At 44.2% G+C, this 21,809-nt stretch carries 22 protein-coding genes and 2 pseudogenes; 18 read left to right on the plus strand and 6 right to left on the minus strand.

The annotated features are described in order from the left end of the window. Nucleotides 1-147: 147 nt before the first annotated feature. The 3 genes from RID53_RS14380 to RID53_RS14390 all read left to right on the plus strand — a co-directional run bounded on the left by RID53_RS14380 (nt 148) and on the right by RID53_RS14390 (nt 2,322). Nucleotides 148-597, plus strand: coding sequence for an SRPBCC family protein (locus RID53_RS14380; protein WP_446388753.1), 450 nt, complete (start codon nt 148-150; stop codon nt 595-597). A 305-nt stretch (nt 598-902) separates the two neighbouring features. Beyond that, a complete protein-coding gene (locus RID53_RS14385) occupies nt 903-1,925 on the plus strand; it encodes an acyltransferase family protein (RefSeq protein WP_446388754.1) in 1,023 nt (340 codons plus the stop codon). A 160-nt stretch (nt 1,926-2,085) separates the two neighbouring features. Further along, nucleotides 2,086-2,322: a hypothetical protein gene (locus RID53_RS14390; protein ID WP_446388755.1), complete on the plus strand. Its 237-nt coding sequence runs from the start codon at nt 2,086-2,088 to the stop codon at nt 2,320-2,322. 76 nt (nt 2,323-2,398) lie between these two features. On the opposite strand, the gene lipA is transcribed toward RID53_RS14390, so the two are convergent. Then, complete coding sequence (gene lipA / locus RID53_RS14395) at nt 2,399-3,328, minus strand: lipoyl synthase (protein ID WP_446388756.1); 930 nt, start codon at nt 3,326-3,328, stop codon at nt 2,399-2,401. 302 nt (nt 3,329-3,630) lie between these two features. On the opposite strand from lipA, the gene RID53_RS14400 reads away from it, so the two are divergent. Next, nucleotides 3,631-4,185, plus strand: coding sequence for a response regulator (locus tag RID53_RS14400; protein WP_446388757.1), 555 nt, complete (start codon nt 3,631-3,633; stop codon nt 4,183-4,185). A gap of 36 nt (nt 4,186-4,221) precedes the next feature. After that, nucleotides 4,222-5,013, plus strand: coding sequence for a tryptophan-rich sensory protein (locus RID53_RS14405; protein WP_446388758.1), 792 nt, complete (start codon nt 4,222-4,224; stop codon nt 5,011-5,013). Between the two features lie 84 nt (nt 5,014-5,097). Here the strand turns inward: RID53_RS14405 and RID53_RS14410 are convergent, their stop codons facing one another. Together RID53_RS14410 and RID53_RS14415 are read right to left on the minus strand one after the other, a co-directional pair. Beyond that, nucleotides 5,098-5,985, minus strand: coding sequence for a hypothetical protein (locus RID53_RS14410; protein ID WP_446388759.1), 888 nt, complete (start codon nt 5,983-5,985; stop codon nt 5,098-5,100). 218 nt (nt 5,986-6,203) lie between these two features. Then, nucleotides 6,204-6,713 carry a hypothetical protein gene (locus RID53_RS14415; protein WP_446388760.1) on the minus strand — a complete coding sequence of 170 codons (510 nt, stop codon included), beginning with the start codon at nt 6,711-6,713 and terminating at the stop codon, nt 6,204-6,206. A 349-nt stretch (nt 6,714-7,062) separates the two neighbouring features. Between RID53_RS14415 and RID53_RS14420 the strand changes: the two genes are divergently transcribed. The 4 genes and pseudogenes from RID53_RS14420 to RID53_RS14435 all read left to right on the plus strand — a co-directional run bounded on the left by RID53_RS14420 (nt 7,063) and on the right by RID53_RS14435 (nt 8,161). Beyond that, entirely contained in the window at nt 7,063-7,308 is a 246-nt protein-coding gene (locus RID53_RS14420) for a helix-turn-helix domain-containing protein (protein ID WP_446388761.1), read from the plus strand. Between the two features lie 56 nt (nt 7,309-7,364). Next, nucleotides 7,365-7,610 (plus strand): helix-turn-helix domain-containing protein, encoded by a 246-nt coding sequence (locus tag RID53_RS14425; protein WP_006103275.1) that lies wholly within the window; start codon nt 7,365-7,367, stop codon nt 7,608-7,610. Nucleotides 7,611-7,663: 53 nt separating this feature from the next. After that, nucleotides 7,664-7,885: pseudogene (locus RID53_RS14430) on the plus strand (helix-turn-helix domain-containing protein); the annotation flags it as partial. Between the two features lie 24 nt (nt 7,886-7,909). Continuing rightward, a complete protein-coding gene (locus RID53_RS14435) occupies nt 7,910-8,161 on the plus strand; it encodes a helix-turn-helix domain-containing protein (RefSeq protein ID WP_044209099.1) in 252 nt (83 codons plus the stop codon). A 53-nt stretch (nt 8,162-8,214) separates the two neighbouring features. Here RID53_RS14435 and RID53_RS14440 read toward each other — a convergent pair whose 3' ends face one another. Together RID53_RS14440 and RID53_RS14445 are read right to left on the minus strand one after the other, a co-directional pair. Continuing rightward, the gene (locus tag RID53_RS14440; protein ID WP_446388762.1) at nt 8,215-8,757 is read right to left on the minus strand and encodes a hypothetical protein; all 543 of its coding nucleotides are present in this window, start codon (nt 8,755-8,757) and stop codon (nt 8,215-8,217) included. Next, on the minus strand, nt 8,750-9,664 hold the full coding sequence (locus tag RID53_RS14445) for a ParA family protein (protein ID WP_446388763.1): 915 nt from the start codon (nt 9,662-9,664) through the stop codon (nt 8,750-8,752). Before RID53_RS14445 ends, RID53_RS14440 begins: the two co-directional genes overlap by 8 nt. A gap of 350 nt (nt 9,665-10,014) precedes the next feature. Between RID53_RS14445 and RID53_RS14450 the strand changes: the two genes are divergently transcribed. The 4 genes from RID53_RS14450 (at nt 10,015) to RID53_RS14465 (ending at nt 15,319) form a co-directional block, all read left to right on the plus strand. Further along, nucleotides 10,015-13,158, plus strand: coding sequence for a pentapeptide repeat-containing protein (locus RID53_RS14450; protein WP_446388764.1), 3,144 nt, complete (start codon nt 10,015-10,017; stop codon nt 13,156-13,158). Nucleotides 13,159-13,266: 108 nt separating this feature from the next. Beyond that, a complete protein-coding gene (locus tag RID53_RS14455; RefSeq protein ID WP_446388765.1) occupies nt 13,267-13,653 on the plus strand; it encodes a hypothetical protein in 387 nt (128 codons plus the stop codon). Between the two features lie 137 nt (nt 13,654-13,790). Beyond that, the gene (locus RID53_RS14460; RefSeq protein WP_446388766.1) at nt 13,791-14,807 is read left to right on the plus strand and encodes an AAA family ATPase; all 1,017 of its coding nucleotides are present in this window, start codon (nt 13,791-13,793) and stop codon (nt 14,805-14,807) included. Continuing rightward, entirely contained in the window at nt 14,804-15,319 is a 516-nt protein-coding gene (locus RID53_RS14465; RefSeq protein ID WP_446388767.1) for a hypothetical protein, read from the plus strand. Before RID53_RS14460 ends, RID53_RS14465 begins: the two co-directional genes overlap by 4 nt. A gap of 86 nt (nt 15,320-15,405) precedes the next feature. Here RID53_RS14465 and RID53_RS14470 read toward each other — a convergent pair whose 3' ends face one another. After that, nucleotides 15,406-15,873, minus strand: coding sequence for a hypothetical protein (locus RID53_RS14470; RefSeq protein WP_446388768.1), 468 nt, complete (start codon nt 15,871-15,873; stop codon nt 15,406-15,408). Between the two features lie 391 nt (nt 15,874-16,264). Here RID53_RS14470 and RID53_RS14475 point away from each other — a divergent pair, with 391 nt between their 5' ends. The 5 genes and pseudogenes from RID53_RS14475 to RID53_RS14495 form a co-directional block, all read left to right on the plus strand. Beyond that, nucleotides 16,265-17,965, plus strand: coding sequence for an ABC-F family ATP-binding cassette domain-containing protein (locus RID53_RS14475; protein ID WP_446388769.1), 1,701 nt, complete (start codon nt 16,265-16,267; stop codon nt 17,963-17,965). A gap of 261 nt (nt 17,966-18,226) precedes the next feature. After that, nucleotides 18,227-19,825, plus strand: a complete 1,599-nt coding sequence (gpmI, locus tag RID53_RS14480) for a 2,3-bisphosphoglycerate-independent phosphoglycerate mutase (RefSeq protein ID WP_446388770.1) — start codon at nt 18,227-18,229, stop codon at nt 19,823-19,825. Nucleotides 19,826-19,888: 63 nt separating this feature from the next. After that, a complete protein-coding gene (secG, locus tag RID53_RS14485) occupies nt 19,889-20,119 on the plus strand; it encodes a preprotein translocase subunit SecG (RefSeq protein ID WP_446388771.1) in 231 nt (76 codons plus the stop codon). A gap of 122 nt (nt 20,120-20,241) precedes the next feature. Next, nucleotides 20,242-21,177, plus strand: coding sequence for a matrixin family metalloprotease (locus tag RID53_RS14490; RefSeq protein ID WP_446388772.1), 936 nt, complete (start codon nt 20,242-20,244; stop codon nt 21,175-21,177). A gap of 144 nt (nt 21,178-21,321) precedes the next feature. After that, nucleotides 21,322-21,809 (plus strand): annotated as a pseudogene (locus RID53_RS14495) (IS1634 family transposase); the annotation flags it as partial.

Consider the following 21,809-nt stretch of genomic DNA (forward strand, 5'->3'; position numbering starts at 1 on the left):
GAATCCGGGATGTAGGGGCGGGTTTTACTACTATCGTTTCTTCCCTCACCCAGATGCAACTAAACCCGCCCCAACCAAGTACAAGAATTATGTGACGAATGACGAATGACGAATGACAAATGACAAATGACGAATAACAAATGACAAATGACAAATAACTCTGACTGGCTAGAACACAGTGTACAGGTTGAAGTTGAGGTGCCAATGGAAACCGTTTGGAGCCTCTGGTCTGATTTAGAACAAATGCCTCGCTGGATGAAGTGGATTGACTCGGTAAAAGTCCTGGAAGATAATCCAGATTTGTCCCGTTGGAAACTCGCCAGCGGTGGCTTTGAATTTAGCTGGATCTCTCGCATTCTGAAATTAGTTCCCCATCAGATTATTCAGTGGGAATCGGTTGATGGTTTACCGAATCGGGGTGCAGTACGCTTTTATGATCGCCACGGAAGTAGTGTTGTTAAACTTACGGTGGCTTACGACATTCCCGGCATTTTGGGTAAGTTGATGGATGGTTTATTTTTAGGTCGAATTGTCGAGTCTACGATTCAAGCCGATTTGGAGCGGTTTCGGGACTATGCACTTAAAATCCAAACTTAAGAACGTTGATTGTTGAGCAAGAGGAGGCGATTGAAATCGCTGCTACACAAACTTGCGTCCGCCTGCGCGGACTGACTTATAACCTTACTTTTGGTCGGAATCTGGAAAACCTCTCTCCAAACCTCTCTCCTGCAAGGAGAGAGGCTTTGAATTCTCCCCCTTCCGTGCAAAAAAAAGCGAAGCATCCTCGTTCCTCTTTAACCATTTGTTAGATCTGTTAAAATCTGACCCAAATCCAAAAATGATTGATATTCGGTACAATTAAACATTCCCATAGATATGCACCCTGAGTTGAGGATTGGCTGATGGCTAATATCTCTAGAGAAACCCAAACTCCATTAGCGACAAAACAGCGGGTGCAATGGGTTGATTATGCCAAGGGTATCGGAATATTTTTAGTCGTTTTTGGTCATACGCTCCGAGGTTTAGTTAATAGCTCAATCCTTGAGACTTCAATAATAGTTGTCTCGATTGATCAGTGGATTTATTCCTTTCACATGCCACTATTCTTTTACCTCTCAGGATTATTTATTGAGCGTTCAGCTTCCAAACCGCTAAGAGAGTTTGTCGTTAGTAAGCTTAAGGTTATCGCCTACCCCTACTTTGTCTGGTCAGTGCTTCAGACTGTCCTTCAGGCTATAGCATCGAGTTATACCAATAGTTCAGTTTCCTGGAGTAACTTGTGGCGAATTATCTACCAACCTGTGATGCAATATTGGTTTCTCTACACTTTGTTTGTCATCATGGTGGTCTATGCAATTGTCCACAAACTCAATGTTTCTTCCAGAGTATTTTTAATTTTGGCGTTTTTGTTTTACTTGACGCAAATTGCTGATGTTGGCTTGGGTTCGTGGAGGGTTTTATATTCAGTCCGCCGCTATGCTATCTACCTCGCCTTAGGTGCGGTAGTAGGCAGTAGTCGATTTATGTCACAGTTGAGTCAATGGAAAACTCAAACTTTGCTCATGGTTACAATTGGTGGATTTTCTACTGTGGGATTAGCGGTTGGGTTCAATTTGATAGCGGTCAAATTACTGACATCTATAGTGGCTATCTTTGGCATCGCCGCCTCAGTTGCTTTAGCGATTTTCCTGGATCGGTTTAATAGAATTGACGTTGTGAAACAATGGGGAAGTTTGTCGCTAGAAATATTTGTGGCTCATACAATCGCTTCGGCATCACTACGAATTTTTCTCCAATATGTCTTCGGGTTTACCAATCCGATCGCGCACCTTATCCTTGGCACAGCCATAGGTATTTATGCGCCGATCGCACTGTATCGGATTTGCCAACGAAGTCGGCTTCGATATATGTTTCGCCTCGTTTAATACCTGTTGTGCCGTTCGCCCAGTATCTGAGTCAAGACTATTTTCTCAAAACCCAATCACGATCGAAACTGATGAATTTTCCTCCTATTTGCAGATTCGATTAACTTGAATCTTAGGATAGGTTGCAGTTATAGGTATTCGCAGGATTCACAAAAACATTATGGCTGATATGACTCCTAAAGCAAACAATGAAATCAATCAAAAAGAAGCCGGAAATCTTTCTGATGTACCCATCGAAGATACTGACTTGGTTTCAGATACACCTGTAGACGATGAAGATACTGAGGAAGCCGTTATTTCCAACCTCCCCCAGGAAGCGACTGAATCTTATGGAACTGGTGCTCCTCTCGATCCAGGGCTGAATCTCGGTGGACGAACGACACACGACAAGGCTTGATGAATCCAATCACTTACTGTTCCCTGTTCCCTGTTCCCTGTTCCCTTGTCCTCCTGGTGAATTTCACTAGTGCTGGTCACTCGCCTGCGTGGTAGGAACTGCGAACCAAGGGACCCGAACGGACATGAGTGAAACCCATGTCTTTGGCGATCGCACCCAGTCGCTCAAATTCCTCTGGTGTCCAATAGCGCTGCACTCTCAGGTGTTCCAGAGAGGGACGCATATATTGCCCTAGGGTGAGGCGATCGCATTCAGCACGGCGCAAATCCTCCATGGCTTCGATTACCTCGGCTTCTGTCTCGCCATGTCCCAACATTAATCCTGACTTGGTGGGAATTGTCGGGTCAAGGGCTTTGACGATGCGGAGAACATCCAGCGATCGCTCATATTGGGCGCCCCGGCGCACTTGTCCCTGTAGTCGTTTGACGGTTTCAATATTGTGGTTATAACAAGCTGGACGCGCCTGCACCACCGTTTTCACCCGTTGGCGCTGCAACTCGGTTGGCGTTTGATTCTCCTGACCTCTCCCGCCCCAAAAGTCTGCCGTTAGTACCTCAATTTGGGTCTCTGGATTCAATCGCCGGATCGCATCCATTGTGGCAACAAACCAACCCGCCCCCTGATCCGGTAAATCATCTCGCGCTACGGATGTCAGTACCACATACCGCAATCCCAATAACTGAACCGATTCAGCAATTTTTTGGGGTTCTTCCGGATCAAGAGGCATGGGAGCATGACCCTTATCCACTTGACAAAATGCACAAGCACGGGTACAAGTTGGACCCATCAGCAAAAAAGTCGCCGTTTTGTTAGCATAACATTCCCCCCGATTGGGACAGCGCCCCTCTTCACAGATCGTGTGAATTTGCCGTTGTTTAACGATGCGCTGCACCGTGGAGATATCACTGGCATTACCAATGGGGCGTCGCAACCAACTGGGTAGGGCAGTAATTTCCTCTCGCCAAAGGTTTTTAGCAGACAGATTGGGTTGAGTCGGCAAATCCATAATAATTGTGGTGAGCTATCAGCAACAGTGTTACTCTGTACGATAAAAATGGTAAAGCATTTTACTCTGACTCTGATTTGATCCGAGTTTTGCTCTCAACCAACCAAGCAGATTACTCTAGAATCATGGACAACGAGTGCTTTTGGGTTCAATCTCAAAACAGCAAAAGAGTTACAGGTGTCGGTCGGTCATCCGTTGTTTTCCCGCAAACAGACTCTATAAGGTCTGTCTGAGTGGAGTTATGGGGTCTGGTCTACCTGGGCTGAAGACGTTTTTCTTTTACCTTTCCAAAGGAGTCAGTCGTGGCAAGCCATAAAATATTAGTTATTGATGACAGTAGAGTTATCCGGATGCGTGTTAAAGAAATGTTGCCGCCCGGTAACTTTGAAGTGTTAGAAGCCAAAGATGGTATTGAAGGTCTTAATCAGATCCGTCAGGAGCATCCCAACCTAATTATGTTAGATTTTCTTCTTCCTAAAATGAGTGGTTGGGATGTTTTTCAACAAATTCAAAGTGACGGGACTCTCCAGAGTATTCCTTTAGTATTAATGTCAGGTCGTAAGGAAGAAGTAACGGAGAAGATACCGGAGCCGTTTGAGTATTTTGCTTTCGTTGAAAAGCCCTTTGAAAAGAAACAACTGGTTGATGCAATTAAGGAAGCAATGGCGAAGGCGAAAAAACGCCCCGTTATGGCTCCGCCCCCCAAAGAAGAAGCACCTGCGGGTGAAGCTCCTAGCGTTTCATCAGACGAAGTTCAAGCCTTAAATACAAAAATTGAACATTTACAGTCAGAAGTTGATGGATTGAAAAAACAAATGGGACAACTCGTGTCATTTATTAAGCAAAAACTCAAGTGACCTTCAGCATAACCGAGATTTCAACTCGGTGAGACTATGAAACGGCTCAATTCCTATTTAAACTCAGATCGCCTCCGGCAAGTTCTCACATTGAGTGCTATTCTTGCCGCTTTTGGCATTAATGTCTGGGCAAATATCGCGCCGATTGGTGGACTAACAATCGGCGACATCTCCAATACTCTCTTTGGAGAAATTAAGATTATCCCAGCCAGCTATGCTTTTGCTATATGGGGGATCATTTATCTGAGTTTGATTAGTCTGGGGATTTATCAGGTATTGCCCAACCAGCGGCACAATACTTATCTGCGTCAGATGGGCTATGGTTTAGTGCTGGCGAGTGTTGCCCAGATTGTTTGGGTGTTTCTGTTCCAGTATCGCCAGTTTGCGCTGTCGCTGGTGGCGATGCTGGGGATTTTAGTGCCACTGATTCGAGTGTATTGGCGGCTGGGTATTGGTTCTATCAGGGTGTCTCGGAAAGAGAAATGGTACATTCACATTCCCGTGAGTATCTATTTGGCGTGGATCAGCGTAGCCACAATTCTGAATGTGGCAATTGTACTCTATGACCTTGGCTGGAATGGCTGGGGGATTGACTCCTCGCTGTGGACGGCAATTGTCCTACTTGTCGGGGCGGCGATTACAGCAACGGTGATTATTCAGCGATCGGATATTGCTTTTCCCCTCGTGATTGCTTGGGCTTATGGTGCGATCGCGGTGCGTCATACGGATACCCTGCTGATTTCCGGAGTCGCTGGGGGATTCGCGATCGCACTTGTGTTATTCGCTGGGTTGAAACGTTACCGCAAGCAGAGATCAAGACTAACATAAAGTCCGCGCAGGCGGACTTTGTTTATGTAGGCGTAAATTTCGTTCGCCATCTATTTTTTATAGATTGAACGGGGAATTTATTGATCAAATTTCAGCCGCAGCTCGTTCAATTAAACGGCGGGCGACGGTTTGAGTGCCAGTATGTTCGTAATAATTCGTTGATGTGTCTAAAAATGCAGCCAGATAATCCAACTTATCATCCGCAATTTCCACAAATCCTTGCAGGTGATTAACCACCTTTTGGGGGGTCAATCCTTTTGCTGCAACCACACCCCCCATCCAACCTTTCACCGCATCGAAGCTTTCCCCAATAAAGTTCAGCTTCCCTTCAGAACTCTCTCCCGGAATCAAGCTGCTGATTTGTTGGAAAGTGGAATTTTGCTCTAAGCGCGAGGGACTTAATCCAGAAAGTGTGGATTGTGCGGCTTGAATGAAATCAGGACCTAGAGGAATCAAACCATCAATACAAATAAGTCCCGCCATCCGGATCATCGACTCACCGCTATAATCGGCTAAAGCATTGACAAAATCCCCGATACTGTCTCCAGGAATGCCGTTAATTTGACAAAACGCCACCAATTCTGCCACAACTTTTAAACACAGATCGATGGTTTGTGCCGTATCAGCTTTGGGCGTAAGTCGATTTAAAAATCCCAGAAACGAAACTCGTTCACCGATTTTATTAGCTAAAGCTGCCGCACCGAGAGCAAAATCTGCACTATCAACAGACTGGAACAGCCAAATTGCCCGTTGATAGCCTTGGGACTTGTCGTTATAGAGCCAAAGAGCGCGTTCACTAATATCCTGAATTAATGCCGGATCATCTTCCCCTGTAACCTCACGCACGGTATTTTCAAAGCCAACCACATTTTGCCAATCACCGGGAGCAACAAAGTCCAAGGCTTTCAAGACGGAAACGGTTAGTCCACCTTCAGGTAAGTTATCAACTAATTCAATAATAGATTTACTCATGTAAACTCTCCTATAAATCGTTTCAATGATATCTTTAATTTGTTCCCAATGACCAATGACAAATGACAAATGACAAATGACCAATGACAAATGACCAATGACCAATGATCAATGATAGAGAACTAACTCTCTGTGTAATCAGTGTAACTAAGCTTTCATCCCCTACCCGAATCTGGACAATAAATCTGTGAAATCAGTGTTTTGACGAATGACCAATTTTATTTGAGTTGGGATAATCCTTGCAGGTCAAACTTTTCCAACCAAGCCTCGCGATCGCTAGGGGTAAAGGAGTCGTCACGGGATTGGACTTTGACTTGGAAGCGATCGCCAACTAGAATCGCGGTTTGTGTCTTCCCCCGTTCTACACCGGGATAGCCTGCAATTGTTTTAGTGCTATCCTGGAATTTCTTAGCCGCACTGGGGTTATTAGCTAAATCATTAATCGATAGCACCGCCACATCCTTGCCATCCTGTTTCAACTTGGCTTCGGCAAATCCAGTTTTCTCTTGGGCAAATATGCGTTTATAATCACCGCTAGCGTCGGGGAAGAATTTATTAAATTGCCCCCCAGCCAAAGGTTCGCCTGTGGGAACCTGAGTGGGTTGCTGAGTGCTAGTTTGAGGCGCTTCGGTTGAGGGTGGGGGTGCGGTGGATGGTGCGGCACAAGCCGTTACGAGTAGAAATAGCGAGAGTGATAAAGCGGTGAGTATTTTACCGATTCTGAACATTAGGGTTAGCGTCCTCATCGTGTGTGCCAAGATTTTCTCATTGTGACATAGCGATCGCGCAAATCAGTTTGCCGTTGTTGCCAGATGGCTTCGAGTCGAGAAAAGCCTTCTTTTGTCTATCGTTTGACTAGAACTTTTAGGGGGACTCGATTAGGTTCTGATGGTGGATTGGCAGGGAGAGGGGTGTGCGGGTTGGGGGTTGGGTTGGGAAGAAACTCTTGTGTCATAAGGATTTAACTGCTTTTCAAGTTGACGGTGATGTTTACAATCGCAAACATTCTTAGCTTATCTCAAATGTCCGCAATTGTAAACATTTACTGAGTCATGTACATCTGACACCATAGAAACCATGCGAAAAGCAGGAAAAGCGCTAAGACAGGTGTTGGAAGCCTACGGCATTAGCCAAAATAAGTTGGCGGTGGCAATGGGTATTGGGCGATCAACAATTCACCACTGGGTCAATGAGAGTCGAGATCCAGGAGGTGATGCCATTCTCGAAATTAGGAAAGGGCTGAATAAGCTTAATCCAACGGCAGCCGAGGAGTTCATTAGGTTGTATCTGGATGAGTCAGATGAGGGTGAGGAATCGTTGTAGGGAACGGGCTTTGTCCACCATTTACCCGGTTGTCAGCCTTTGACACAATCTCAGGCATGGGAAAAGCAGGCAAAGCACTCAAACAAGTCTTGGAACGTTATGGCATTACCCAAAATCGGTTAGCCGTGGTAATGCAAGTGGGGCGTTCTAATGTTCACCGCTGGGTTTATGAGGTGGCAGATCCCGTCGGCGATGCCATCCTAGAAATTAGGAAGGGACTGAATACGATTAATCCAGCAGCAGCAGAAGAGTTTATTCGTTTGTATCTGGATGAGTCAGAGGAGGATGAGGAACACTCTTAGAGAAGGTGTTTTGTTAGCATTTCGCCTTCATGAGCCTTTGACAAAATTTAGGCATGGGAAAAGCAGGGACAGTACTAAAGCAAGTGTTAGAAGCCTATGGCATTAGCCAAAATAAGTTGGCGGTGGCGATGGGTATTGGGCGTTCCAGTATCAACCGTTGGGTTAATGAAAATCGAGATCCAGGAGGTGATGCCATCTTAGAAATTAGAAAAGGGCTGAATACGATTAATCCGGTAGCAGCCGAGGAGTTTATTGGCTTGTATTTAGATGAGTCATTTGCCTCTGGCACTATAGAAACCATGCGAAAGGCAGGAAAATCTTTAAGACAGGTGTTGGAAGCCTACAACATTAGCCAAAATAAGTTGGCGATAGCAATGGGTATTGGGCGATCAACAATTCACCATTGGGTCAATGAAAGTCGAGATCCAGGAGGTGATGCCATTCTCGAAATTAGGAAGGGGCTGAATAAAATTAATCCAGCAGCAGCCGAGGAGTTTATTCGGGTGTATCTGGATGAGTCAGATGAGGGTGAATTAGTTGACCAAGAGTAGTAGTATGACTAGCCAAGCCAAACAGGATTAGGCATTAAAGATTAGAAGTGAATCTAAATTGCACTTTTCATCTTTTTGTAGCCTTTTGCCCAATTCAAGGGTCGCTTATTACCATGTTTTTTTTGCAAATCCTTTAGATCTTTATAAGGGCGTTTACTAATAATTTGCTTTGCATAATTATCCCCAATACCATAAATTTGAGTAAGATCCGATTTCTGATCATTGAGGAAATTGATGAAGTTCGTCATATCTTGAGAATCAAGAATGATTTGATTGAGTTTTGACTGTAACAGAGCTTGTTCAATGGCTTTTTCAGTGTCCCTCTGATCTGCCGAAATCAAAAATACCCAAATTCGCTGCATTCCTGAATTTACAGCCGCTTGATAGATAGGTAAACCCGTCAAGAGACGATAGCTATTGTCCTGATCCGTTAAGCAAGCAATTGGAAGAGAGAAATTAGTACTCCATGTTTGTAATGCCTGTGAAATATTTTCAAGTTCTGCTTTTGAAACTTCAGGTTTTCCCGGAGGAACTTCTAATTGGTTCACGGCCACTAAATAAGGTTTTGTTTCAATCTGTTTAAAATCTTCAATCATTTTTATTGTCCTTTTCAATAACCTCTATTCTTTCTAAAACTTTCTGAGTCAATTCTATAAATTCTTCGGCGATATTTTCAGCTTTCGATTGCTGTTGAGCAAATAGAGAAATCGGCTTACGTGCCCTCGACGCTTGGCTGATATAGTCAGAGCGATGGATTTCTGGTAATATCGGTATGTTATCCTCCTTCTCAAGTCGTTTTTCCAGTAACTTTCTCACCATACTATTAAGTCGTGATCTTTTTTGCGTCATCATGGGGACTATTCCCAGAACCATACCTCGTTTATTCGCAAATTGTTGTCGAACAAGCCGCATGAAATCTAGTGGTGTATTGATACCATATACTGATAGATACTCTAGCTGAGTTGGAATAAGTAGGTACTGAGCTGCAATTAAGCCCCCCTTAGCAATATCAGTTGAACTTGGAGGTGTATCAATGATTACATAATCATAATTACTAGCGATGCCTGGTGTTTGAAGTGCTGTATCCAATCGTGTTTGCGGCATTAGCAAGTTACTAATTGCCTTATCTGTAGTTCGATAACTACCCGGTAATACGTCGATTATACCACTACAGGTAGATATATCCTCTAGATCTGCATTTAGAGCAGATGGTCTTATATATTCTTGGTAATCAAAGCTGGGTAACTCGTAGTCACATAAAAAATCTATGAGCTCTTTTCTATGCTTGAAAGTCTCTAAAATTATTTTAAATTCTTCAAAGCTAGAAGCTTTATCTAGTTTATCAGCTTCGTTAACACCTAAAGAAAGACTAGCATTAGCTTGATCATCCAAGTCAACCACTAAAACCCTATAGTTAAGTTTGGCTAGTTCATAAGCAAGGTTAATCACTAAAGTAGTTTTGCCAACGCCTCCCTTTGACGTATGGATTGCAATTGTACGCATTTAAAAAAACAGATATGATATATAGTACTTTCAAAAGTCGGCAACTGTGTAATACAACTGGTGTAATCCAAAATGGAGGTTGTGAGTCACAGATTTTCCCTTTACTATAGCTTATACTTCTGGAGACAGCAAGGTTAAAATTTCGCTTAAGATCAGGAGATTGAGGAGTGTTAGGTTAAGACTTTAGGGGAGCGGAGGATCAGGAGGACAAGGTAGAATCCCCCCTTTTTTGTATTCTATGATACATTTTTCGGTTTGACTCCTCTTGGTTGTCAAAGTTTGTAGAGGGTGACAACCCCTAGAAAAAGTAGCTACCCTATGAGAACGGGTTATCGATAATATAAATAGCCATGGCAAGCAAGCTCTGGAAAAACATTTTGAAGGTTTTGAATACTGACGTTGATCAGTTGCTTTCAGTCGATCAAGTAACGAGTGGTTCAGAAACACTAAAGAGTGGAACCGAGGCGGCAAAAGCCGTTTTGGATTTGGCGAAGACACTCAAAGAAGAAGGGAGCAACGTCCGGCAATTAGCCCCATGGATGGGGAAATTTTCCTCACTATTAGAGGTATTAAACTCACCTCCAGCTCAAATTATGGGAGCAAGCTTACCGTTCATCCCCTTGGCAACCGGACTACTAGCATTTTACCTGAAACAAACTAAGCGAGAACTCTCTCTAGAAGAGTGTGTGGCATTTGTGAGCCAAGCGGCATATTTAGAAAGTTTACAAAAAACTTATGAGTTTTTACCTGAACACACTTTGTCAGAGTTAAACCGAATTGGTAAAACTCGAACTTCAGCAGAAATCGTCAAGCAGATTAGACGTTTAGGTCAGAGGCTTGAGTTGGATGAGTCAGAAGCCAAAAAAGCACTTTTGTGCTTTCATGAATCCAAGTTAGCGCACGATTTCAACAAGGTGTTAACCGCTCGGTTATGTCAGGCAGGACTAAATAAAACTCAAGCCCAGCTTTTATCAAGGCGGGTTGCTCACGGTACTCACCGATATATGATACAAGCCTTAGTTGAGGCAGGAGATTCAGTCAAACGCCTAGCCGACTTTTATCGTGATGGCTGGCGGCGAGACTTGGCAAAATATCAGAGTATTGACAACTATCTGGATAAGCAAATCAAGCAGAAGCCAATTGAGCGAGTATTTGATGAAGAATTTACGTTCCAAGATATCTATGTATCGCTGAAGGTACAACCTGTAAAGCAAAGTGGTGAACTGGATGAAAGGTCAAAACCAATTGATATAGAGAAATGGACGCAGAAGATACTTGAAGATTCTGGTAAACAGAACCAGGTCATGTTCATTGAAGGTGGACCTGGACGGGGGAAGAGTGTATTTTGTCGCATGTTTGCCGATTGGGTCAGACAGCACTTGTATCCCATCTGGATACCGATTTTAATCCGGTTACGCGATATCACAACCTTTGACAAGGATTTAGAAAAAACCCTACAAACAGCTATCGGCTGGGATTTTGCTACGAGTGATAGTGGTTGGTTAACAGATGGCAATACTCGATTTTTGTTTTTGCTGGATGGCTTCGATGAATTGCTATTGCAAGGGAGAAGTGATAGAGGCTTAAAACAATTCATCACCCAAGTGGCAAAATTTCAACAACGTTGCCACGAGAATAGTGAAAAGGGACACAGAGTTTTGATTACTGGCAGATCCTTGTCCTTACAAAGTCCAAGCATTGAGCTGTCGATGCCAAATAATCTGGAGCGTGTGACAATCATACCCATGGATGACAAAAGCCAGAAGAAATGGCTTGATAAGTGGCAAATTCAGGTAGGAACTGAAAAAACTACGGAATTTCGCCAGTTTTTACAAGATGAACGTTTGCCAGACCGAGTACGAGAATTGGCTAGAGAGCCGTTACTACTATATCTCTTGGCAGCCATGCATCGGGATAATCAGTTAAATAATGCCATGTTTGAGCAAGGTAGTAGTGTTGAAACCAAGATTTTGATTTATGAACAGTCTCTTGATTGGGTTCTCACTAAACAACGCTCTGACCAAGGGTACAATTTAAATACCGCACTAACAGAATTAGATGTACAAAATTTGCGAATAATTCTGGCTGAAGCTGGACTCTGTGTCGTCCAGTCTGGTGGAGAATATGCATCAATCGCTATGATTGAACAACGGTTACGTCGCCAAGGTGAAGAGTATACTCAAGTTTTAGAAAGATCACAGACTCAGGACAAGGAAAATCCTCTGAGAAATATTCTTGCCACTTTTTACTTACAACCGACCAGTGGACGAGATGGTTCAGTTGAGTTTGTACACAAAAGCTTTAGTGATTTTTTGTTTGCTGAACGGCTGCGAGAAAGTTTAGAAGCATGGACAATACAAGGGGGCAAGCATCAAACCTCGTATGAGGTGTCGAGAGATGATATGAATTGGGAAATTTATGACCTACTTGGCTATGGAGGGCTGACGCCGGATATTGTAGACTATCTGAGCGCCTGGTTAAATACTAGTGAGACAATAAATACAGGTATCCTATTTGAACGCCTAGAGTATTTCTATTTTCGTTGGTGTGATGGAGAGTTTATTGATGTTGATACAATCGATAAAAACTTTCCTTTAACCAAAAAGCAGCAATGGCAAGACCCTAAATTTTTAGTGGAAAAGCGATGGATAAATATTCACACCGTAGATATTTATACAGGTCTAAATATTTTGATTTTGCTTTTAGAGTTACATCGCCTTGCTCAAGACCAAGAAAATCTGAAAAAAACAGTTGATTTTTATCCCTGTGGTCAGCCCGATCATGATGATTTTGACGGCTCTCGACTACGGCGGATTATTGGCTACAGCTACTGTATTGGAGTTGATGCATTTGTACAGACTGTAGGGAAATTTTTGAGCCATGCAGAACTAAGTAGTGTGGATTTACATAGCGCTGACCTTCAGGGGGTCAATCTATGTAGCGCCAATCTTAGTAATGCTAACTTAAGTAGTGCTGACTTGCGGGGAGTCAACTTGAGTAACGCTAATCTCAGTAACACTAATCTAAATGGTGCTGATCTCCGCAGCGCTAATCTCAGTGGTGCCAAACTCAGCCATGCTAATCTTAGTCATGCTAACTTGAGGGGATCTAACTTCCGAGACGCTAATCTCAGCAATGCTGAACTACGAGGTGCTAATTTGGATCGTGCTGACTTCAGTAGTACCCAATTGAATCAGGCATTTCTAAATCATGCATCCTGCCGTTATACTAATCTAAGTGGTGCTAATTTAAGTGGTGCTGAACTCCTTAGTGCTGATCTAGTGGGAGCTAACCTGAAATACGGATCTCTTAGTCGTGCATCTCTGCGAGGTGCTGACCTCCAAAATGCCGACCTGAGTAGTGCTAACATTAGTCGTGCCTTCCTAGGAGGAATAATCTGGAATATAGAAACAATATGGGATGATGTCAGTGGAATGGACACAGCATATGAACTGCCAGCCAATCTCAGGCAAGTGTTTGGATTAGGATCTTAGAAGCACTAATTGGATGTTTAGAGTACGATGGGAGTCATTAGATAGAGAGAACATAACTCATTCAAGCTGGTTATCGACTCAAAGTTTTTCATACACGAAAAAGCAACAATGGCTGAACTCACCATTCAAGTACCAGACGAACTGGCTCAACGCCTAGAACCACTCCGCGATCGTCTTCCGGAATTACTACAGCGTCTCGTAGAAACCGTTCCTCCCAGAATTCCCTTACCTAACCAAATCTCATCTGTTACTAACCCAAAAGATGCTCCAATTGCATACACTGAAGTTCTAGACTTTCTGATCACCCGCCCTACTCCTCAAGAAATCACTACCTTTAAAGTATCAGCAGAAGCTCAAGAACGTCTCCGCACACTGCTAGACAAAAACCGAGAAGGAACTCTCACAGAAGCTGAAGCAACAGAACTTGATTTATATGAGCAGTTAGAGCATCTGATGATTCTGCTTAAAGCCAAAGCTTATGACTTAATCGGATAAATGACTGCTTCCTCGATTTCTCTTTCCCTACGTCAGCTCAATCAACCTATTCAGATTATCATAAAGAAAACATAGCTAATCCACTCTGGCTGTTGTCGAGTTAAACTTACCGTGCAGAAAGTCGAGAGAAATAACCCATGCTAAACAGCCTTCAACTCAAAAATTTTGGTCCGATAGACCAGCTTAAGTGCGAACACTTAGGCAATGTTAACTTAATTATTGGTGAAAATAGCACAGGTAAAACAATATTACTCAAGGCTCTTTACAGTGCTATGCGAACCTTGGAAACCTATAAACGGGGCAATGAACCGCGCAGCGCTGAAGAAATACTGGCAGACAAACTTTACTGGACATTCGAGACGGTAAAAATCGGCGAACTCGTAAGAAAAGAAGCGGATGAACCTTTATCATTGCAGATTAACGTTGATAATCAAAAATTTGTTTATACTTTCGGCAGAGATACAACCAAGACTATTCAGAACTTAGACAATCATGTTACACCCCGCGAGAGTAACTCAATTTTTTTACCTGCAAAAGAAGTTCTTTCTCTGCACTCAATTATTTTAGAAACTCGTGAACTAGACCAAACCTTTGGCTTTGATGATACATACCTCGACCTAGCCCGCGCCTTGCGTCAATCTCCTAAAGGTGGCAAAAATCATAGAGAATTTGCTGAATCGCGAAAAAACCTAAAAGATATCTTAGACGGCAAAATTGAGTATGACGAAAGTTCAGGAATTTGGCACTTTAAGAAAGGCAATCAAAAGTTCTCTATTGGAGTTACAGCAGAAGGCATCAAGAAAATTTCGATTCTCGATACTTTACTCGGAAACCGCTATCTTGATCCGCAATCCGTCATTTTTATTGATGAACCAGAAGCCGCGCTGCATCCAAATGCTATTTCAAAATTATTGGACATCATCGCTATGTTAGCGAAATGTGGAATCCAGTTTTTCATGGCAAGTCACTCTTACTTTGTGATCAAAAAATTATTTCTCATCGCTCAACAACAAAATGAAATCTCAATCAAAATAATTTCAACTAATCCTGAACAGTGGACTATTGCCGATCTAAAAGATGGTTTGCCGAGTAATCCTATTATTGATGAATCTATCCAACTTTACAAAGAAGAAGTGGGGCTGGCTTTTCAATGATCACTCAACCGATTATTGAATCTGGAATGACGTTCGGACTTTATCCAGAAGGACATTGCTTCCATATTGAAAAAAGTCAAACCTACCAAGACCTCCAGGAAGGCGTTAAGATAGCAGAGCTTGTGTTGCTACATCCTCCCAATTCACTCAAGGTATGGATTATTGAAGCAAAATCTAGCTCACCTCGTCCTGAAACACAACCAGGGTTTGACGATTTTATCGAAGAAATCCGAGAGAAATTGACGAACGGGCTGAATCTCTGTATGGCAACTTGCTTAAAACGCCATGGAACATGGACAGAATTACCTTCTTTCTTTCAGACACTCGATTTAGAAAAAATTGATTTTCGCTTACTATTAGTGATCAATGGACATAAAGAAGAATGGCTCCCACCATTACATGACGCCCTAAAAAAAGCACTAAACTCGACTGTAAAAACTTGGCATTTATCGGCAAATTCTGTGGTCGTGCTAAATCACACATTAGCTCAACAACAAGGATTAATTCGCTAATGGTTAAATGTCAATTCATGCTTTGAATAGTAATAACTGAAATCATAAAGATTTATTCAATGACAAGATGTGATATCTCGCGACCATTATGCTGATTTATAGGCGATAAACGCTACACGAGATTTGGGTAGAGGGTATTCACCATAACTCCGCATTGTTTGCACCTCAAAACCGACTTGACGCAGTTGTTCGGCGATATCTGTCCCTTGGTATAATTGTTGGCGGTGTACTTCCTCATCCCGTCGGTAGTATTCCCCCACCTTCCGAAACGTAATAATTCGACGAGTTAATAGTTCCTGTTCACGATCCTCCAGCTTTTCCACCAGTACCACCCAATCCTCTCCCTCTGTAAATCCCTGGCTGGGGATTCCTGGTGCAACTTGTCCGGGTTCCACAATGTCGAAAATGAAAACTCCTCCAGGTTTTAAGGCGTTATAAATACGATAAAATAGCTGGATTAGTGAAGCGCGATCGCACTTGGGATCAAACAGGTAGTTCAGGCATTCACCAATGGAGGTGACAGCATTACAGGGCGGAATCTCTACATTGAACAATTGAACAGTGACTCAACCAGAAACTCCGCTTCGGGGACTCGGGTTCGTGCTATGGCGATCATTGACTCAGAACTATCCCTTTTCCATATTCGCTAACTCCGCCCCGACAAAACGATACCCAACCCTCTTTTGTATGACCAAGGGCGGGTTTTGTTGAAAGGTTATCGGTAAATATCCTAATTAAACCCTAAACCCGCCCCTACAGATGTCTTTCGGGTTGCACGAACTGACGCCTTCGATTAGGGTAGGAATTTCATTGCCGATTCAATCAGAACCGCTAAATCGATCCATTAATTTTTGTTACGATAAACACGGATGGAGAGTCAGCGGCGCACCTAAAACGTCTGATCGCTCAATCTCCCTGCTGTAATCTGCTTGAGACAATACACCCATGCTGAGACTAGAACACATTAGTAAAATTTATCCCACTGGCGAAGTTCTCAAGGATGTCAACTGGGAAGTCAAACCGGGCGATCGCATCGGCTTGGTTGGCGTTAATGGTGCGGGTAAATCCACCCAACTCAAGATTATTGCTGGGGAGATAGAACCCACGGCTGGAGAAGTGATCCGCCCTACCAGTCTACACATCGCTTACCTCACCCAAGAATTTGAAGTCGATCCTAGTCGCACGGTACGCGAAGAGTTTTGGACGGTATTTACGGAAGCCAACCAAGTACAGCATAATCTGGCGCAGGTGCAACGGGAGATGGAAACCGCTGATCCCGATCAACTCGATCGCCTAATCCACAAGTTGGATAAATTGCAGCGTCAGTTTGAAGCCCTGGATGGGTACAGCCTGGAAGCCCAAATCGAGAAGATCTTACCGGAAATGGGATTTGCCCCTGAAGATGGCGATCGCTTAGTTAGCGCGTTCAGTGGCGGTTGGCAAATGCGGATGAGTTTGGGCAAAATCCTGCTGCAAAGTCCTGACATATTACTGTTAGATGAACCAACCAACCACATCGATTTAGAAACCATCGAATGGTTAGAAAATTACCTGAAAGGCTTAAAAACCCCAATGGTAATTGTATCCCATGACCGAGAATTTCTGGATCGCCTCTGTACCCAGATTGTGGAAACTGAACGTGGCGTCTCTACCACCTACCTGGGTAATTATTCAGCTTACTTACAGCAAAAAGCTGAGATGCAAGAATCCCAACTCAGCTCCTATGAGCGTCAACAAAAAGAACTGGAAAAGCAGCAAGCTTTTATTGAACGGTTCCGCGCTAGTGCAACCCGCAGCACCCAGGCAAAAAGCCGCGAGAAACAATTAGAAAAAGTTGAGCGCATTGAAGCACCAACAGGTAGCCTAAAAAGCTTACATTTCCGCTTTCCTCCAGCCCCTAGAAGTGGTCGTGAGGTGGTCAATATTAAGGACTTGGTGCATACTTACGATGACAAAATTCTTTTCCTCGGTGCAGACTTGCTAGTTGAACGGGGCGATCGCATCGCTTTCTTGGGACCCAACGGATCAGGGAAATCCACGCTATTACACCTGATGATGGGGATGGAAAACGCCACAGAAGGGATTGTGGAACTGGGTCAGCATAATGTGATACCCGGCTACTTTGAGCAAAATCAAGCTGAAGCACTAGAGTCAACCAAAACTGTCATGGAAACAATCCATGATGAAGTTCCCGATTGGAAAAATGAAGAGGTTCGCACTTTATTAGGACGATTTCTCTTCAGTGGTGAAACCGTCTTCAAAAAAGTCGAATCCCTGAGTGGAGGGGAAAAAGCGCGTCTGGCGTTAGCCAAAATGCTGCTGCGTCCGGCGAATTTACTCCTATTGGATGAGCCAACTAATCACCTAGATATTCCCGCCAAAGAAATGTTAGAGGAAGCCCTCCAGCATTATGACGGCACCGTGATTATTGTCTCTCACGACCGTTATTTTATTTCCCAAGTGGCGACAAAAATTGTGGAAATTCGTGATGGTGAGTTCCGCACTTATCTGGGAGATTATCACTACTACCTGGATAAAATTGCCGAGGAGAAAGAACAAGCACGATTAGCCGCGATCGCTGCCGAAAAAGCTGCCAAGAAAGCTGAAAAAGCTGCCAAAAAGAAAGCAGCCGCCAAACGTCGATAAAAAAGTCAGCCCTCAACTAAAGTTGGGGTTAAAAGCTTAAACCCGTTGAAACGGGTTCACAGAATTCTGACTTTTCACGGTATGGGGTGTCTCTGTAGGGGCGGGTTTATGATTCCACAGAAAGAAAATAGACCTAAGCAGCCGCTAAATTTTCTGGCAAAACGCCTAAAAAGTCAAAAGAAAGGCAAAAAATAGCCATCAAATCAAGAAACTAATGATATCATGGCGGTGAAATTAGTGTAGGAATAAAGAGCGATACTTATGATGCAAGCACCTGTATCTCCTGTGGTGCTAGTCATCTTGGACGGCTGGGGCTATCGTGAAGCCAGGGATGGAAATGCCATTGCCATGGCTCGAACCCCTGTGATGGATAGCCTGTTGACGGCTTATCCCAGTACAACTATTCGCACCTCTGGTAAAGACGTTGGTCTACCAGAGGGTCAAATGGGTAACTCGGAAGTGGGTCACCTGAATATCGGTGCTGGGCGTGTCGTCCCCCAAGAACTAGTTCGCATCTCAGATGCTGTAGAAGATGGTTCGATCAGGGAGAATGTAGCCCTGCAAAAATTGAGCCAGGAACTGAAACATCAAGGGGGGAAGTTACACCTAATCGGCTTATGTTCGGATGGTGGTGTGCATTCCCACATCAACCATCTACTGGGATTACTTGATTTTGCTAAATCCCAAGGGTTCTCTGATGTTTGCGTTCACGCGATTATGGATGGTCGGGATACCAACCCCAACTCCGGGATCAGCTATCTTCAGACCATTCAAGAGCATATTGACAAAATCGGCATTGGACGTATTGCCACCATTAGTGGTCGCTACTATGCCATGGATCGCGATCATCGCTGGGATCGCACCCAAAAAGCTTACGATATGATCACCCAGGATGGAAATGGGGATGGTCGGAGTGCGGTTGAGGTGATGCAAGCGTCTTATCAGGCAGAGATTACTGACGAGTTTATTCTGCCGACTCGGATTACCTCGGGTGCATTGGAACCGGGGGATGGGATAATCTTCTTTAACTTCCGTCCCGATCGCGCCAGACAATTGACCCAAGCTTTGACTGATCCGGAATTTGACGGATTTGAACGGGAACTGATTAAACCCCTAGCGTTTGTCACGTTTACTCAGTATGATCCCAGTTTCCCGGTTTTGGTGGCGTTTGAGCCGCAGAATTTGAATAATATTCTCGGCGAAGTCGTTTCCCGGAATGGGTTGCGTCAATTCCGCACGGCTGAAACCGAGAAGTACGCCCATGTCACCTACTTTTTTAATGGCGGTTTAGAATTACCCTTTGAAGGAGAGGATCGGGAACTGGTTCCTAGTCCTATGGTGGCAACTTACGATCGCGCCCCGGCGATGTCCGCCGTCGATGTGACGGATGTGGCGGTAAAGGCGATTAGCAAAATGATTTACTCGTTGGTGGTGATCAACTACGCCAACCCAGATATGGTGGGACATACGGGAAATACCGACGCCTGTGTACAAGCCATTGAAACCGTGGATCACTGCTTGGGACAGTTGATTGAGAGCATCAACAAAGTGGGTGGAACCGCGATCATTATCGCCGATCACGGGAATGCGGAATACATGCGAGATGAACAAGGTAATGCTTGGACAGCCCACACGACCAATCCTGTACCCTTTATTCTGATAGAAGGGGAAAAAGTAAAAATCCCTGGACATGGCACGGAAGTTGCTCTGCGGAGCGATGGACGGCTGGCAGATATTGCACCGACGATTCTGGACATTTTAAACCTGCCACAACCGGAAGACATGACGGGACGTTCTATGATTAAACCCGTGGAGTTTGATGTGCGGAAGAATCGAACGCCAGTACGAGTTGCCTTGTAGTCTTCGGTCTGGGACGAAAAAAACAAGACCAAATGTCCATTGACACGTAAACCAGAATCACCTATGTCCAGTCAAGTTCTGCAAATTATTTGGGCAGCATCTGCTCTCGGTTTGATTGTTTTAGTGTTGCTTCATAGTCCCAAAGGGGATGGTATTGGTGGGATTGGTGGTCAAGCCCAACTGTTTACCAGCGCCAAAAGTGCCGAAACCGCCCTCAACCGGGTGACTTGGGTGCTTGCCATTATCTTTATCGGTTTAACCATTGTTCTCAGTGCAGGGTGGTTGAATCAATAATGGTTTGTCCATTGTTTGCTGTTCGTTGTCTGTTACAACTGACCCCAGACAAAAACAGCGCGTTTAACTGGGTTACATCCAGGAAATCTTTAGAAAGGAATGACCCAAGTCACCAATTTGGGATGAAAAAAAGTGCAACTCGCAGGTTGAGGCGTTTCCTCTATAGCACCAGGAAACGTCTCTTAGGAATGGTGATCTTAACCAGTGGGTTAATTCTGTTACTATCGATACCGTGGCATGTCCCTGGGATTCCGTTCTCTCTCCCGACCCCTCAACCTCATCCACTCCCCCAACCATTGGCGCAGTGGGATGATCAGACTGATGCTGGTGATTATTTCACGGAGATTAAGTTAACTCCAGTGGAGTATCTGGTTTGGTCTGAATTTCCGGTTCAGGTTTATATTGAACACCCCAAAGAATCAGCGGAATCCTCGGCTAGTGCTAAACGATTCCACGATTGGTACAATGCTGTGTTACAAGCGGTAGAGGAATGGACTGTTTATTTGCCCTTACAGGTGGTTTCTGAGACAGAATCAGCAGATATTACAATAGTGCGATCGCGCCCTCCTTTGCAAGCCTCCTTTAACCGCGAAACCCAACGATTTGAGAATATTCGCGCCCGTACCGCAGAAACTCGCTACGAATTTTATCCGCGTCCCGGTGTTGAGGAATCACAACGTATTTTAGCCCATAAGTTTACTATTTATCTGAGTCCCCACCAAACGGTAGATTATACCCTAGCCACGGCTCGTCATGAACTCGGACATGCGTTGGGGATTTGGGGTCATTCTCCGGTGGAAACGGATACGATGTACTATTCCCAAGTTCGCTATCCGCCAGAAATCTCCGTGCGGGATATCAACACCTTGAAACGGATTTACCAGCAGCCTACTCGTTTGGGATGGGCGGTGACATCTACTCTCGAAGCTGGGGAAGCATGTAGAGACGTAGCATGCTACGTCTGGAAGATGGGGGAGATGGGGGAGATGGGGAAGATGGGGGAGATAAAATCTTCTATAGGGAAGGGAGTAACACCTATTAGACATACCCTAAACTGAAGTTCCCCCCATCCCGATTGACAATAGAAGCCTAAACCCTGACTAAGTAAGCGTTTGAACCAATTAGCCCCCTTTATTCGTACCCATGTATATTTAAGATTTTCTTAATACTCTTGGGGAAAAATCTGTGAGACAATTGTAGTCATGTACATAGAACGTGTTCCGAACCGAAATTCCCCACCCGCCGTATTACTTCGCGAGTCCTATCGCGAAGGAAAGAAAGTGCGTAAACGTACCCTAGCAAACTTGTCAAAATTGCCGGATGAGGCGGTAGACGGTTTAAAAATTCTTCTCAAGGGAGGCAAAGCCATTGAAGATATAGAGGAGGCGTTTAACATAGTCCGTTCTCGCCCTCACGGTCACGTTGCTGCGGTACTAGGAACGATAAAGAAAATAGGACTAGACTCAATCATCAGCGATGAAAACACACGTAACAGACGATTAGTGCTATCGATGATAGCGGCGCGAATTATTGCCCCTAAGTCGAAATTAGCCACAGCCAGAGGTTTACAAGAAGCGACTAAACTATCCAGTTTAGGAGAACGATTGGGATTGTCTGGAACAGATGAAGATGAACTCTATTTAGCTATGGATTGGCTCCTGTCTCGGCAAGAGGAGATAGAAAAGAGTTT

Origin of the sequence: Coleofasciculus sp. B1-GNL1-01, assembly GCF_040220235.1 — a bacterium.
Classification (GTDB): domain Bacteria; phylum Cyanobacteriota; class Cyanobacteriia; order Cyanobacteriales; family Coleofasciculaceae; genus Coleofasciculus.